Annotated in this window: 15 protein-coding genes; 11 read left to right on the forward strand and 4 right to left on the reverse strand. The window is 60.4% G+C overall.

What is annotated here, in order from left to right:
- Positions 1-38 precede the first annotated feature (38 nt).
- Complete coding sequence (locus J2D73_RS10220) at positions 39-884, reverse strand: helix-turn-helix domain-containing protein (protein WP_207881470.1); 846 nt, start codon at positions 882-884, stop codon at positions 39-41.
- 201 nt (positions 885-1,085) lie between these two features.
- Here J2D73_RS10220 and J2D73_RS20745 point away from each other — a divergent pair, with 201 nt between their 5' ends.
- From J2D73_RS20745 to J2D73_RS10260, 8 genes are all read left to right on the forward strand, one after another.
- Complete coding sequence (locus J2D73_RS20745; protein WP_243429844.1) at positions 1,086-1,547, forward strand: hypothetical protein; 462 nt, start codon at positions 1,086-1,088, stop codon at positions 1,545-1,547.
- A 26-nt stretch (positions 1,548-1,573) separates the two neighbouring features.
- Complete coding sequence (locus J2D73_RS10230; RefSeq protein ID WP_207881471.1) at positions 1,574-1,951, forward strand: hypothetical protein; 378 nt, start codon at positions 1,574-1,576, stop codon at positions 1,949-1,951.
- A gap of 23 nt (positions 1,952-1,974) precedes the next feature.
- Entirely contained in the window at positions 1,975-2,508 is a 534-nt protein-coding gene (locus tag J2D73_RS10235) for a hypothetical protein (protein ID WP_207881610.1), read from the forward strand.
- Positions 2,508-3,683 carry a hypothetical protein gene (locus J2D73_RS10240; protein WP_207881472.1) on the forward strand — a complete coding sequence of 392 codons (1,176 nt, stop codon included), beginning with the start codon at positions 2,508-2,510 and terminating at the stop codon, positions 3,681-3,683. Before J2D73_RS10235 ends, J2D73_RS10240 begins: the two co-directional genes overlap by 1 nt.
- A 13-nt stretch (positions 3,684-3,696) precedes the next feature.
- Positions 3,697-5,079: a chromosomal replication initiator protein DnaA gene (locus J2D73_RS20750; RefSeq protein ID WP_243429845.1), complete on the forward strand. Its 1,383-nt coding sequence runs from the start codon at positions 3,697-3,699 to the stop codon at positions 5,077-5,079.
- A gap of 10 nt (positions 5,080-5,089) precedes the next feature.
- Positions 5,090-7,462, forward strand: a complete 2,373-nt coding sequence (locus J2D73_RS10250) for a DotA/TraY family protein (protein ID WP_207881473.1) — start codon at positions 5,090-5,092, stop codon at positions 7,460-7,462.
- Between the two features lie 25 nt (positions 7,463-7,487).
- Positions 7,488-7,898, forward strand: coding sequence for a hypothetical protein (locus tag J2D73_RS10255; RefSeq protein WP_207881474.1), 411 nt, complete (start codon positions 7,488-7,490; stop codon positions 7,896-7,898).
- Positions 7,899-7,963: 65 nt separating this feature from the next.
- Entirely contained in the window at positions 7,964-8,272 is a 309-nt protein-coding gene (locus J2D73_RS10260; protein WP_207881475.1) for a hypothetical protein, read from the forward strand.
- Positions 8,273-8,315: 43 nt separating this feature from the next.
- Here the strand turns inward: J2D73_RS10260 and J2D73_RS10265 are convergent, their stop codons facing one another.
- The 3 genes from J2D73_RS10265 to J2D73_RS10275 are packed head-to-tail and all read right to left on the reverse strand — an operon-like array spanning position 8,316 to position 10,302.
- The gene (locus tag J2D73_RS10265; protein WP_207881476.1) at positions 8,316-8,861 is read right to left on the reverse strand and encodes a hypothetical protein; all 546 of its coding nucleotides are present in this window, start codon (positions 8,859-8,861) and stop codon (positions 8,316-8,318) included.
- The gene (locus J2D73_RS10270) at positions 8,858-9,883 is read right to left on the reverse strand and encodes a thiol:disulfide interchange protein (protein ID WP_207881477.1); all 1,026 of its coding nucleotides are present in this window, start codon (positions 9,881-9,883) and stop codon (positions 8,858-8,860) included. The genes J2D73_RS10265 and J2D73_RS10270 overlap by 4 nt, the downstream gene beginning before the upstream one ends.
- A gap of 32 nt (positions 9,884-9,915) precedes the next feature.
- Complete coding sequence (locus J2D73_RS10275; protein ID WP_207881478.1) at positions 9,916-10,302, reverse strand: conjugal transfer protein TraA; 387 nt, start codon at positions 10,300-10,302, stop codon at positions 9,916-9,918.
- A 265-nt stretch (positions 10,303-10,567) separates the two neighbouring features.
- On the opposite strand from J2D73_RS10275, the gene J2D73_RS10280 reads away from it, so the two are divergent.
- The 3 genes from J2D73_RS10280 to repC all read left to right on the forward strand — a co-directional run bounded on the left by J2D73_RS10280 (position 10,568) and on the right by repC (position 13,568).
- Entirely contained in the window at positions 10,568-10,843 is a 276-nt protein-coding gene (locus J2D73_RS10280) for a DUF2312 domain-containing protein (protein ID WP_207881479.1), read from the forward strand.
- 9 nt (positions 10,844-10,852) lie between these two features.
- On the forward strand, positions 10,853-11,752 hold the full coding sequence (locus J2D73_RS10285; protein WP_207881480.1) for a DUF4349 domain-containing protein: 900 nt from the start codon (positions 10,853-10,855) through the stop codon (positions 11,750-11,752).
- Between the two features lie 502 nt (positions 11,753-12,254).
- Positions 12,255-13,568 (forward strand): plasmid replication protein RepC, encoded by a 1,314-nt coding sequence (gene repC / locus J2D73_RS10290; protein WP_207881481.1) that lies wholly within the window; start codon positions 12,255-12,257, stop codon positions 13,566-13,568.
- Positions 13,569-13,596 lie beyond the last annotated feature (28 nt).

Consider the following 13,596-nt stretch of genomic DNA (forward strand, 5'->3'; position numbering starts at 1 on the left):
TTTGCAGAGGTTTGCGAGCTTTAGGAGATCTTGAACTCTCACCCTTGGGGAGGGTTTTCAAATCGACCAATACGACCAGAGGTTCGATAGATATACTCTAAAGTTGCAAGGAGATCGCTGACCTGACTGATCTGATCTGCGGCAATCATTGCTGCTGCCCGCTGTTCAAGGTCGACCTGCAGCCGTTCGGCATCATCGTCATACCTTATAAAAAAGCCCGGAGAAACGCGAAGGGCTTCGGCAAGCTGATACATTGTCTGAAGCGATGGATTTTGCATCCCAGCTTCAATAACAAACACTGACCCAAGAGGTACACCAGATTTTGTGGCAAGTTCTGATCTGGACCACCCTTTCAGAATTCTTAAACTACGAGTGCGTCTGCCTAGTGTAATGAGGCTCTCCAAAGCATTCGGTGAGGTGATTTTGTAGCTTTCTTCAGCCGTGAAAACAGCCACTGCCCCGTCTATATTTGGCTTCACCGTTCTGGCGACGTCAGAGAGAAGACGAATCAGATCGAGCATCTGGGGTTTGAACTCTTGTAGGCGCTCTGTTGTTCGCATCAACTCTTCTGTCTTGTCTTTCGTCAGGAGAGGTTGGAAATCATCCAACGCACCCCCATGTGGAGGTAAAACCTCCATCGGATCGAGTTGCATGGCTTTAATAATGCCAGATAGTGTCCCGACAGAGAATCCTTTTCCATTCTCTTTACTTATCTCGAAATACTTGACTGTGCTCATATTAACGCCGGATATGAGTGATAGTCGCTGAACTGAAAGGTCTATGCTTTTTCTATATTCATGCAACTCCCGACTTATCTCTTTATATAGTGCTCCGTTTTTAAACAATTTAGCGTTGGCCTGCGTCTCTTTCGGTTTCTTTGCCATCTCATATACTCTCTCGGCAGGCGCCCCGATCGCCATAAGATCGGGGACAGAGCGCCCTGTTCAGGCGCTTGTGGGTCAAGGTGAACGTCCTTTCTTCCGTCTCAGCGTCGGTTGTTCCGTTCTTTGGTATCTAACTGGACTGACATAATACGGTTTTTGGTCGCATGATATGGGTCTGATCTGGTTTCGAAGGAGAAACCGATGATCATTCCCGCCATCATCCTTGCATCTGGCCTAACCGCACCGGGTTATCCAGCACCTGCATCGTATCAGAACGTGTCATTCCAGCTCGTGCAGGGCGGACCTGCGCCCCGACAGCCGCAAATCCAGCCTGCCGCCTCGCCGTCTGCTCCCGTAGACAAAGCCGACGCAGGGCCGGACCAGGCCCCCGTCTCGAAGCCACAAAACCATTTCCGCCTTGCAGCGGGCTATGGCCACAGTGTGCCCCTTGGCTTCGCCGTTCGCCAGATCGTGCCGAGGGGCGTGAGGGTTTCCTTCGCAGACGGCGTTGACACCCAAACCCCGGTAGACTGGGCTGGCGGGGAAACATGGAACCGCGTTCTGGCGGCGACGGTCGCTCAAGCCGGTTACCGGATCGATGTCGGCCACAACGAAGTCACCATTCTCTCAAAAAAACCTGTTTCGTCTCATCATGAGCCCTGACGCTGGCCTCACCATGGAGGCAAAGCATGAAAACAGGTTCGTCACCGCAAGCTGGCCAACCGCGACCCAGGCACGGCGACGTCCTGATCGCGATTGAAAACCTTGCGCAGGATATCACCCAGCACGGGCGCGATTACGTCCTTCAACGTCTGTCCGACCCGGAACTCCGCCAGTTCTGGGCGTCGACCCTCGACGCCATCCCCCCGGAATACTGGGATGACGTCCGCAAGGCCCTCGATGAACTGACCGGCGAACACGGCAGCGCAGCCGGGCTTCTCCCGGCTGAATCGGTCTTCGGGCGTGGGGTTTTTGGCCGGGGACGAGTGGAAACGATCTCCCGGCTTCTGGCCCCCGAGCGCCTGCAGATCCTCGCCAACTTGCTCCCGGCGAGGGCTCCGGCATGAAATTCGTCCCAACCTGCCTCCCCATTGCGGCGTGGCTGACCCTTATGGCCGCGCCTGCGCTGGCTCAGCAGACCGAACAGAGCAGCTCTGGCTGCGGGGTTCTGACCCAGGCGGCGGCCGACGCCGTAAACCAGCGCGTTCAGGCCAACGACGCCTACGAAAAGCAACCTGACAGCGTCGGAGCGCTCTCCTGCCTCGACGGGTTCCTGCACGGACAGGGCCTGAACGTCATCTCCAGCGGCCTCGATCCGACCTCTCTTCTGACAAGCCTGGAAAACCAGCTCGGCAACCAGATCTGCCAGGCCGCCGAGAGCGCATGGGGCAATTCAATGGGAAGCACCCAGTGCAGCCTGAGCGTCTCGGGCGTGAACCTCGGCCTCGGGTTCGGCAACGTCGGAAGCGGGACGATGTGTCCCTCCCTGAACTTTGGCGGGGGAGGTCCCCCTCTGGCGCAGGGCGGCGTCGGAACCACCACCACAAGCGGCCTGTATGTCGACGGGAGCCCGACGCTTCCATCGGGATACAGCGCCAGTTCGCTCATTGATGGAGTGTTCTGATGCGATCCAGCCTCTTACGGACGACAGTCTTCGCAACGGGGGTCTGCGTGTTGACCCTCAGCGTCCAGCCGCAACGCGCCTACGCCTTCGGCGAGGCCGCTGTCGTTTTTGCCATCCACGCCCTTCAAAGTTTCATGGGCAGGGAAATGGATAAGGTCGGCCAGAACATCACCAACAGCCTCAACGACATGACCAATCCGAATTCCGTGTCGTCCATGATCCGTGATGCAGCCACCCAGGAAGCCAATTACGCCAAAGGGCAGGTCGCCGCGCAGGGGCGCATCGCTGACGCTCAGGATACCGCTATGGCGGGCTTCATGCGTCGCCAGCAGGAAGCCGGGATCCGCGACGAGCATATGATGAATCCGGAATTCTGCGCCGGGCTCGATACGCAGCAGACCACGATCGCTGCGGCCAAGGCGGCGAGAACGGCGCTGGGCGCCATCGCCACAGTAGCCGAACCGCGCGGCGAGGCCGCAAAAGGCACGCCCTCTTATTACGGACGTGCGCAGGGCGTCGACGCCAACACCAACTTCCATCTGCGTCGCTACTGCTCTCAGGAGGACGTCGACGCGGGGCTTTGCAGCGCCGTTTCCCGCCTTCCGAACGCGGATCAGCGCGCCAGCACCATGTTCATGACCGACACGCTGTCCGCTGACGGGGCCGTAGACGCTGCGAACGACTTTTCGACGACGCTGATCCAGCCTGCCGCCCCGGCCGCAATTCGCGGCGAACAGGCGACCAGCACCATGGGCCGCGAGCAGATGCTGCAACGGCGCGCCTACAACGCCCGCATGTCTCTGGCCCGCTTCGTGATGGCCTTCATCACGTCGCTCGAAACGCCGTCAGTGGCGCTGAACGCTGACCAGAAGGCCGAAATGCAGGCTGAGGGCCTTCAGCCGCTCGACAAGTCGTCCTGGCTTCAGGCGATGAGCCTTGAGGTCAATCGTCGGGTCTCCAGCGTGAAGTGGAACGCCTCGCTTCAGGCCATGCCGCCTGCGAGCGTCATGCGCGAAGTGGCGACCGAACTCGCACAGGCGAACTATCTCGCCCTCCAGCATTACCGGCTTGGCCTGTTCCAGGCGTCCATGAGCGCAACGCGTGTCGCCCAGAACGAAGAGGCCCGCACACAGCACGCCTCGAACAAGATGCCGTCCCCCACAATCAACCCGTGAAACGAGCCCTCTCATGTCCGAAACGATGACCCAAAGCACCGAGTTAAAGAACGTTCTGGACTACCTGGATCGGGCGAAGGAGGTCGTGCGTGAGCGCGCGCCGGACGTCGTCCAGCGATACGAACGACTGAAAGAAGAGGCGGTCCGCGCTCCGTCGGATGATGCGTATCTTCGCACGCAGGTCGCCTACGCCGTTCAGGACTTCACCCGGGCCGCTGGCCAGGTGCTTCCGGAGACGCACCCTCTGGCCGCCGAAATGACGGCGCGCGCGACCTCGGCCCCGCATATTCCCTCGCCGGACGTGCAGGACCTGCTTTCCCGCACGCCCTCTCTGACTGACCAGCGACTGGTGAACCGCATTCGCGGCCTGGTCGGTGAAATCACGGCGGGCGAGGCGGATCTGGAGCATCCGGACGTCCAGTTTTCGATCCAGCAGCTGAACCGGCTCGCCAACCCGCATCCGGAGAATGAAGCGCGTGCAGCCCCTCCCTCACAGGGCAGGCCTCCTCATGAAGAAGCGCGGGTTCACGCTTCGCCGGGCGGGGGGCCAGCGGGAGAGAATGCGGCAGGCCAGCCCGGATCGGACGCGCCGCCGAAAGGCAAGCCGTCAGGTCCTGAAGCTACCGCTCCTGGACAGCCGCAGAAGCCGCCGCCGGAGCCGGGCAGGCAATCGAACGAAAACGTAACCGGAGCCGACCCTCACAAGGAAACAGAGGCGCAGACGGTTCAGAAGGTCGCCATGGGCGCAGCGGTGATCGGAGGATTTTCCAGGCTTGCGGGCGCGCTCGCCTCGAAGATCGAGGCTCAGCCGTCATCCGTTACCCCCGGCTGGATGGAGAGGGCGATGGAGAGGAGCAAAAATCACGCCGAAGCGCGTTCGGAGCGTGAGATGGACCAGACCGCTCGCATGGGGTCGGAAGCCGTAGAGGCCATGCAGGCCCTTCGTCAGGGGCCGGGATCCAGCATTCTGTCAGCGATCAGGGACGCTGCGGCGAACGACCCCGGCGGCGTATCCGGTGTTCTGTCCGAAATGAAGCCGGGTGGGAAATACGCCGCCCTGCACAGCCAGTTTGAGACGGAAAAACAGAATAGCCAGTCGTTCGTGGCCGGGCTTGAAGACGCCGCGGCAAAGGTTCAGGCGTACGGAAAAGGACGGGAAGCCGCATATAAGCTTGGTGAAACGCTGGGGACGTCGACCCGCGTGGAGCAGCGCTTCGCGCAGATCGACGCCCGGATTGGTCATGAGGCCGCCAGCGTGCCGGGCGACAGGCCGGGTTCCTCGATGCTGGAGAACATGAGCGAGAAGGCCAGGGAACTTGTCCAGAAGGCGATCGAGGCTGTTTCCCGCATGTTCCGGGCCGCGCCGTCCAGCGGTCCCACAATGGCGCCAGGCTGAGGGGGCGACAATGAAAGCGCGTGGATATCTCTGGTCCCTTCTTGTCGTTCTCGGGTTGCTGGTCAACGCGCCATCCGCCCTGGCCGACACCGGTTCGGTCGCCGGGAGCACAACCCAGACAGACTCTGGCACTGGTTCTGATTCACACACCGTGACATGGGATCTGCTCGATCCCGGCGATGACTGGACCGCTACGGTGATACGATCGGTGTTCCCGGTGTTTTCGAGCGGCGACACCTCGATCGGCGCCGAAAGCACGGTGATCGGCACCATGCTGGCCTGGCTGTCGGCCTTCGCCGGCGCAATCGCCGCCATGTGGGTGACTTATCTCTGGTTTAACACCAATTTCCGTGGCGCGGAGAAATCCCAGCTTCTGGGGGATAACCAGTCCCAGATGTCCATCGTCAAGATCGGCCTCGCCGCATTGATGATGTTTCCGACAGCCTCAGGATTCAACGGCGCTCAGGCCGTCGTCGTGCAAAGCTCCCTGTGGAGCATAGGCATGGCGAGAACCATTTACAGCTACGCCGTGAAGGCCATCGGTCCGGACGGCAAGGCGATCGCGATGCCGATCGTCCCGGGGACCAAGGGCATCGTGCTCAATCTCGTGAAAGACGAGTTCTGTCGCTCGATCATCAACACAGCCTCGAATAATCCTGACCTGATCCCGGCGCCGAGCGGGCGCACAATCCCGGCATTGGCGGGCCAGACATTCGGAGTTGTTAACTACGCCTACAACATGATTCTGGGCGACGGCGCCCCGACCTGCGGCGCGATCAATCTGGAAACGCCCATGGCCGGTCAAACCAACCTGGCGGGCGTCTCCGTGGACACGGCCTCCATGCAGCGCACCATTCTGGATTCCGTCCTGGTCTCAGACATTCGCGGGCCAGTGGAGACGGTCGCCCGTAATTTCTGGATGTCGAAGAAGACACAGGATCTGGCGCCGTTGCTGCAGATCGTGACGACCGCGACCAATGACTACACGGCGAGGCTTACCCAGCAGGCCGCACAGTTGCGGTCGCAATTGCAAAAAGCGGTCGGTGACCGCTCGGCCACGCTGGGGCAGTGGGGATTGGGAACGAATGGCGACGCCACCAACACCGCTAATCGCCTGGACAACATTGGCTGGTCTGGAGCTGGCGCCTATTATCTGGAGTTCGCTCGCCTGAACGGTCAGACGCTATCCCTGATGACCGCAACGCCGAATGTCACGACGCCCAGCTACAGCGGGCTCGGTTCAGCTCTTGATTCCGATATCGCGCCTCTCGTCCAGTCCGCCCATACGTTTTTGGCGAACATCGACGCGATGGTCGCCACGACAGACGGCATGAGCGCCCCGGGGGGCAACGGCGACCTGTATTCCGGCGCCATGCCGGGTGGCGACGGATCGAGCATCGTCACCCAGCTCTTCCGGGCGCTTCATCTCAACGATTACGCCTTGCAGACTCTGGTCGGTTTCATGGAGCCGTCAGGAACCGACGGATACTGGACAGACCCATTCGGCAACCTCATGTCCCTCGGGCACTGGCTCATTACCATTTCCGTGACCGCTATGGGCACAGCTTCTGTTCTGTCCTCCAACGCAGGGACTCTCGGAAGCGGGATCCTCTCGCTGATGGCCGGCCAGCCCGAAGGCGTCGTTGCGGCGGGTCTGGGTCACATGGTGATGCAGTTCTTCTCCACGCCCGTCATGTTGGGCTGTATGGCGATGCTGGTGCCGGGACTGACGATCGCGTTCGTTCTTCCCATGGTGCCGTTCGTGATGTGGATCGCCGGGATCACAGGTTGGCTCGTCCTGGTCTGCGAGGCCATGGTCGCAGCTCCGCTCTGGATGCTCGCTCATATGACCCTTGGCGGCGAGGGGCTGCACGGAAATGCGCGACAGGGCTACGCGCTCGTCTTCGAGGTTCTGTTTCGCCCGACCCTAATGCTGTTCGGGCTGTTTCTCGGCTATTTCGTGTTCGACGCATCAAGCTGGCTGGTCCACGAGACATTCGGCGTGGCGGCAGGGTTCGCCCTGTCCCACGGCTGGCTGGTGAGCAATTTTCTCGGAATGCTCCTGCTCGTCTGGATGTTCGTCCTGCTTCACATGATCCTTGCGGGCGTGTCCTTTCGCCTCATTGCGATCGTGCCAAACCGCGTCCCGCAGATGCTGGGCTTTGGCGGCGGAGAGCGGATCGACGTCGACGCGTTCAGTCGGGACGTGGCCGCCGTCGGTATGGCGGGGGCCATGCAGAGAATGCAGGAGTCCTTGCGGCCTAATGTAAACAATGGAGCAAACTCATCGCCACCGAGCGGCACCTATGGTCCGAAGCTAGGAAATAGGAATGGAAATAATGGAGGAATTGGCTTAGATACGACGATGAATAAAAATTCCTAGCAAAAGCGAGGCAAAGGAGGGAGCAATGTCAGACAGTGGATTTGGGGCATTGTTCGCCTATGCCATGGGCCGAAACGCGGCGAATGATGCTGCCTACACGGCTGAATTCAAAAAAAGAATGAGTGGCGGCTCGCGTTCATGGCAAGATGCCTATTACGAAGTCAAGTTGGCCCACGATCAAGATGTCGCCTCAGCACGTAAAGTTTTTGCTGAATATGAAGCGGAACTTGCATCGTTAAGGGCCGTGGTTACTCATGAGCGTGAGAAATCGACAGATTTAGATCAGAAACTAGCTCTCGCTAGTGCTGCTTATGATGACCTGAACCGTAGGTTCGCTGAGGAGAAGGCGCGGGCGGATATGCTCGACGAGAGGTTGTTCGACATCACTTTGCGTCACGCGAAGCTCTGCAAGCGCACGAACACCACTGAGACCTGACTCTTTTATCGTATCTGGTCGCAAGATGAGGCCGCATCGTCTGATCCATCACAATGGAGATGACAATGCGGCCTTCTTTTTTTCTTCCGATCGCCCTCACTCTCGCGCTCGCAGCGTGCGACGGCGGCAATGTGGAATCAGCCTCACGGGCGCACGGCCCGAAGCCGCCGAGACTTCACAACCAGTATTATGAGCCTAATGGCGCATATGGCTCCGCGCGGGCAGTGTGGGCGCCGCCGGTGTATAACCGGCAAGGGACGATCGTGAAGCCATCAGACGTCCGGAACGACACCGGGCGGGAGGATTATGAACACGCAACCTGGGCAACGGGCGCTCAGGGCGGGGATAAGAACGCGCCGCCCGGAACCTGGTGAAACAACGGGATTGTCCGCCCCCCCCCAGTCGGGGGGAGACGATTCAGGGCAGGCGGGGAAAAAGGGAATCCGCCCTGTTCAGGAACTCCCGGAATGAGGCGAGCTGCCGGGTTCTGAGCTGCCAGTTCAGGGAACAGTTCCATAGCGACGCGAAGCCCAGAAGCCCCAGAAACGGCAAAAAGCCGATCGAGGAGAGCAGTCGGCTTCCCGTCCACCGGAAGAACACCATCTCGATCGCCCATACCAGGAAGAGCACGCTGGCCAATCCTCCAGCCCCCAACGCGGTAAGGAAGGTCTGGCGCTGACGCTGGTGGATCAAGGCCAGAAAATCATTCTCCTGAAGATGTCGGTATGCCCATGCCGTCCGCAGGTCAGCCAGTGGCTGAGCGCGAACGACCAGACTTGTTCCTTTCTGATCGTCAGAGAGCTTCAACGTTGCCCACAGAAACCGGATTACGGAGAAGTTGGCGCCGAGTTTCTTCCACCCGACGGCTTCCCCGGGCGTTCCAAAGGCCTGGAAGACCAACCCGACCCATTGCCTGATAGCGCCCTTTTTGGGAGGCCGACCCCGTTCTCCATCGCCGCTCATCGGCCGACCTCGGCCAGAAAGGCTGCAATGTCACGAGGATTGCCCTCATAGCGGCCGAGCGATCCGTCACGACGGATCCACAGAAATGTGGGCGTGCCCTTCAGGTCGACGCCTTTAGCAAATGCAGCGTTGTCCGCCAGGAACTTCGTCGCAGTGTCCGCCGGCGTATCGGCGCGGGCGTTCAGCCGTCCGTTCAGCCAGGCGCTGGCCATCTCGTTTTCGGGAAAGGAGAGCATGGCTTTCGCGTTGATCGTGCTCTCCCCGTGGTCCTCATAGTCGAGAAGGGAAAGCGGCACGATCTTGAGCCGCAATTGACCGGCCTGAACTGCGGTCATGAGGCTGTGACCGGCCCTGATGGAATACATGCACTGGGGATCTATCAGCATGACCACTTCAGGCGCGTTGGCCGAACCGATCTCGCCGCCATGGAGCCCGGTAAGCGCTGCCTGGGTGATCTGTCCGGCGTCCATTCGGACAGTGGGCACGGCGCCGGGTATCGAGCGGATCTGCTCGCGTGTGACGTCATGGCCGCTCGCATCCCACAGCGAGCCTGCGATCGCCGCCTGCCCGTCGGGAGTCGCGTAGATGACCTGGAAATGATCTCCATTTTGCAAAAACATGCCACGAATCCCATGCCACGGGGCGAGTTCGGTCGCGCGCTTTCCGGAAAGGGCTCGCAAGGTGTCGTATGGAGCGGGAATGGCCGTCCCGCCGAGCACGCCTGCGTGGTCCTTCGGAGTGAAGAAGACGAAAACCCGATCGGGGGCATAGGCGACGCCGGTTTCAAAGCCATGAAACGCGCCCTGTGCGGCAATCCTTGCTCCTGAGCCGGTCAACCGCTTGAGAGCGTCGCTATCAGGGGCAGTTTGCGCCTGTGGAGGAGTTATGTGGTCGGCCAGAGCCATAACTTTTACGTCCGTTGGCGGCGCTACGCCACCAGAGGGAACGGCGCATTGCTGCGCTACCGCCATACCAGGCGTCAGAAAGCCAATGACAAGGGCGGTCGGAAAAAAACGAGGCACAGCAATCTCCCAACATGATGTTGGGACCAGCGTTACAGAGCCATGATGCGACCAGTTGCAGTTGTTTCCACAAAAACGAGGGGCGCCGATGCCGGCGGCGGTTCCCAGCCGGTCGGCTCCGGGGTGACTTCGGGCAAAAGCGGCTTGATGGTTTTCATAAATCGCGAAATCAGCTTTCGTTCGCCTTGATTCGCTGTGCGGCGGTAACGTCGGATGACGCCGACAAGATATACCCAGTGTTGCTGTGGATAGATAATCCTGATCGTCTTGGAAGGGCTCATAATACTATACGGTTGACCGGGGATGGACCTACGCAAGGTGTGCTCAAGAAAAAAAATGGCCTCCCGTACGCAGGATGGCAGATCTTCTTTTGATAGCGGTCCAAGGGCGGCGAGCGTTCGGTAGTAATCTCCATGCATGGCAAATTCCTGAAATTCTATTTCCAAATAAATGGCGGGATGTTCTTCATCTTCTCCGTTTGTTTATCGTTGCAATTAATGACGGATTGTTGCTGCACGTAAACTGTCTCTCTCTACGTAACATCCGGATTTTCACGCGTCCGTGATCATCTTGTGCGTTTCAGAGAATGGCTGTGGCGATCATGTCGCGCACGGGTCCATTTTTCTTTCTGTTTGGTCGCATCCTGAGACAGCAGGCTGGTGGGACACAGCAAGGAGCGGAGCTATGCTCGCCACAGTGGACCAACATGACGACACCAGCCCCGAAATCGGCGGGATCGCCGTCGACCGCCTGCGCTCCATCATCGAGCGCGTTGAAAGACTTGAAGAAGAGCGCAAGGCTCTGTCCGGCGACATCAAGGACATCTTCGCCGAGGCCAAATCTGCCGGGTTCGACGTGCGGACGATCAAACAGATCCTGAAGCTTCGGCGTCTGGAGCCGTCTGCCATCGAGGAACAGGAGACGCTGCTCGACATTTATCGCCGCGCGCTCGGCATGTAGGATCGCAACATGCCGCATAAACTCCGCACATCTACGCTTGTTGTCGCAAGCTGCCTCCTTCTGGCCGGGTGCAAGGAAAAGCGCCACAGCGACAACACGCCACATGTCGCTAAAGCCTCGCTAAACCTGCTTGCGTCTCCAGGCGCCGCGTCTGGGGTGGGCATGGCGAGCGCTCGCGCCCGACAACAGAAACTCGCCTACGACCACGATCTCCAGCTCCGCGTTCCGGCCGGGTTGGTCGAGCGCCATTTCAACGCCCTTCGGGACAGCTGTCTTCAAGACGTGGATCTCGACTGTACGCTGTTGAATGCGCGTGTTAGTCACGATTTCACGGGCGGGCGACCGTCCGCCCGGATCGAGGCGCGCCTTCCCCATCAGGCCGTGGGCCGCTTCATCGAAAACGCAACCCGCCCTCTGTCGGGTGAAACAGCCCAGGATGTGGCCGTTACGGCCCAGTCCACAACCGCCGAAGACCTGACGCCGCAGGTCGAGGACACGGGGCGCAGGATCCGCCAGCTGACGGCCTATCGCGACAGGCTGGAGGCCCTTGGCGGACGGGATAATGTGCGGACGGAAGACCTGATCCGTATCGCGCACGAGCTGTCGGACGTTCAGACCCAACTCGACGATGCCCAGTCAAATCAACGGGTTCTGGACCACCGGATCGATACCGAGCTGGTGACCGTGAGCTATGACTCGCTCGTGCCTGAAGCAGGTCCGACAAGCCCCCTGGCAGAGGCGTGGCGTAACGCCCGGAGCACCTTTATCGAGAGCTGCGCCGACGTCCTTCTGTTCTGCATGATGGCGATTCCCTGGGTCCCGGTGATCGTGCTTGCGGCCGGAATCGGCCGACTCGCCATGCGCCGCTGGAAATGGCGTCCCTGGACTCGGAAAAACAGCGTCAAGTAGCTGTTTTAGCGTCGATAATCGCCTCTTTTGTTGTCGCGGCGCCCCCGAACAACTAAGCCCTTATGGTTGGTCGCATCATGACCCTGCACCCTGTCTGTCGGGATGCAGGTGTCGTGTCCGCCAGCCGGGCTGTTCGCGCGCCGTCGCCTCTCCCTGCCTCAGGGGAGGACGGGGGAGCGAAAACCCGCAACCCGCCTCTGTGCGGCGCATGCCGCGTCGCACCCTGCGTTTCTGAAAGGAGGATCGCCGTGGATTAACCAGACCCCAGAAATGACTGAGGCCCCGCTTTCGCGAGGCCCACAGGCAAAAAACTCTAAACTGTGGCGCTGAATTACCGAGGTAACGAAGCGCTTACGGGCGATCAGAAGAAATCATGTTTGGCGACATTTTCTTCCGACATCGCCCGTGAAATTGCAAGTCTTTTCTTGCCACGGGAGAGGTTTGCCTTGTGGGTTGGGCGCGTCGCGGGACGGTTTTCACCTTCCGTCGGACATAAAAACACATGGTCCCAACAGGTTACGCCCAGGTATCGGGCGCAAGAAAAATAACGGCCGCCATGGTGCGCGCACGTTCTGACGTCGAGGCTTTGCCTCTCAGGCCCGTCAGTCCGGCAGATCTTCATCGCGGGCTACGGCAGGGTCGGCCGGTGCTCGGCCTGACATGCCAGCAACTCGAACTGCTCTGCTATCTGATCGCCTTTACCGACGCGGCCGACTGGAGCGGCGAGGACGACGCTCTGCCCGTGGCGACCGCATCCAATCTCGACATTCAGCAACGCTTCGATCTCGGTCGCACCCGCGTGAAGACGCTTTTGCGGGAGCTGGCCGAGGCGGGATGGATCCTGCACCGCGACAGCGCCAACGGGCATCGTTATCGCCGATCAAGCGCACATGGCCCGCGTGGCCAGCAGGCCTACGGGTTTGATCTGTCTCCGCTCGCCCGACGGTTCGACGAGATCAGCCGCGCGGCCCAGACCGCCTTGTGGCGCCAGCAGGAAGGGAGACGGCTGCACAGGGAGGCCATGTCTCTGGCTCGCACCGTTTACGGGCTGGCCCAACCCGCCCTGGAAGCCGGGCTTGCGGAGAAGACCATCAGTGACGCAACTCGCCGCGCAGCGGCTCTGATCGCAAGACGGGGCCAGGAGCGTGATCCGGCGTGGCTTGATCCGCTCTGCCAGGAGTTGAGGCGGATCGCCCTCGATCTGGAGCAGGGCATCGCCCTGAGCAGGCGGGCGCATCCGTCTGATGATGAGCCAGCGCTGGAGAAATCTGTGGAAAGTGACCCCGTGGGGTCACCTGAGCGACCCCACTATACTAATACAAACCTATCCAGTTCAGCTAAAGCTACTGTAGCAGCATCCGGCTCCGCCGGAACAGGCAATGAGGCGTCGCGTAGTCGATCGTCAGTCGTCTCCCATGCGCCGTCGAAGCAACCTGACCCGACAGGCCGCCCTGACGTGCTTCGTGGCTTCCGTGCGAACCCGTCCTTCGTGCTGCATATCGCGCCCGCCCTCAGGGAGTTCTGTTCGTCGGACCGCCCGTCAGAAGCCGAGATCGTGCAGGCGGCGCTGTTCGCCTGTCAGGGGCTGGGTATCTCCCGCCACGCCTGGGCGCAGGGACAGTCGGTGTTCGGCGATTATCCCAACGCGGTCGTGATCGCGGCGATTTCGGCGCGGTCCGACGCCGGCGAGGTTCGGTCTCCCGGCGGCATGTTGCGCGCGATGATCGGGCGCCATCTGGCCGGAACGCTTGCGCTTGATCGCACGCTCTACGGGCTAGCGGAGAAACATAGCGGCGGCCCCGGGCGTGTTCAGTAGGGCGTTTGCGCAGAGATGATCGGGCACG

The organism is Acetobacter sacchari (assembly GCF_017377715.1).
Lineage (GTDB): Bacteria > Pseudomonadota > Alphaproteobacteria > Acetobacterales > Acetobacteraceae > Acetobacter > Acetobacter sacchari.

What these genes read in the sequence shown, in the direction of transcription:
- J2D73_RS10220 (WP_207881470.1), bottom strand. Translation starts at nt 884, where the DNA reads ATGGCAAAGAAACCGAAAGAGACGCAGGCCAACGCTAAATTGTTTAAA.
- J2D73_RS20745 (WP_243429844.1), top strand. Translation starts at nt 1,086, where the DNA reads ATGATCATTCCCGCCATCATCCTTGCATCTGGCCTAACCGCACCGGGT.
- J2D73_RS10230 (WP_207881471.1), top strand. Translation starts at nt 1,574, where the DNA reads ATGAAAACAGGTTCGTCACCGCAAGCTGGCCAACCGCGACCCAGGCAC.
- J2D73_RS10240 (WP_207881472.1), top strand. Translation starts at nt 2,508, where the DNA reads ATGCGATCCAGCCTCTTACGGACGACAGTCTTCGCAACGGGGGTCTGC.
- J2D73_RS20750 (WP_243429845.1), top strand. Translation starts at nt 3,697, where the DNA reads ATGTCCGAAACGATGACCCAAAGCACCGAGTTAAAGAACGTTCTGGAC.
- J2D73_RS10250 (WP_207881473.1), top strand. Translation starts at nt 5,090, where the DNA reads ATGAAAGCGCGTGGATATCTCTGGTCCCTTCTTGTCGTTCTCGGGTTG.
- J2D73_RS10255 (WP_207881474.1), top strand. Translation starts at nt 7,488, where the DNA reads ATGTCAGACAGTGGATTTGGGGCATTGTTCGCCTATGCCATGGGCCGA.
- J2D73_RS10260 (WP_207881475.1), top strand. Translation starts at nt 7,964, where the DNA reads ATGCGGCCTTCTTTTTTTCTTCCGATCGCCCTCACTCTCGCGCTCGCA.
- J2D73_RS10265 (WP_207881476.1), bottom strand. Translation starts at nt 8,861, where the DNA reads ATGAGCGGCGATGGAGAACGGGGTCGGCCTCCCAAAAAGGGCGCTATC.
- J2D73_RS10275 (WP_207881478.1), bottom strand. Translation starts at nt 10,302, where the DNA reads ATGCATGGAGATTACTACCGAACGCTCGCCGCCCTTGGACCGCTATCA.
- J2D73_RS10280 (WP_207881479.1), top strand. Translation starts at nt 10,568, where the DNA reads ATGCTCGCCACAGTGGACCAACATGACGACACCAGCCCCGAAATCGGC.
- J2D73_RS10285 (WP_207881480.1), top strand. Translation starts at nt 10,853, where the DNA reads ATGCCGCATAAACTCCGCACATCTACGCTTGTTGTCGCAAGCTGCCTC.
- repC (WP_207881481.1), top strand. Translation starts at nt 12,255, where the DNA reads ATGGTCCCAACAGGTTACGCCCAGGTATCGGGCGCAAGAAAAATAACG.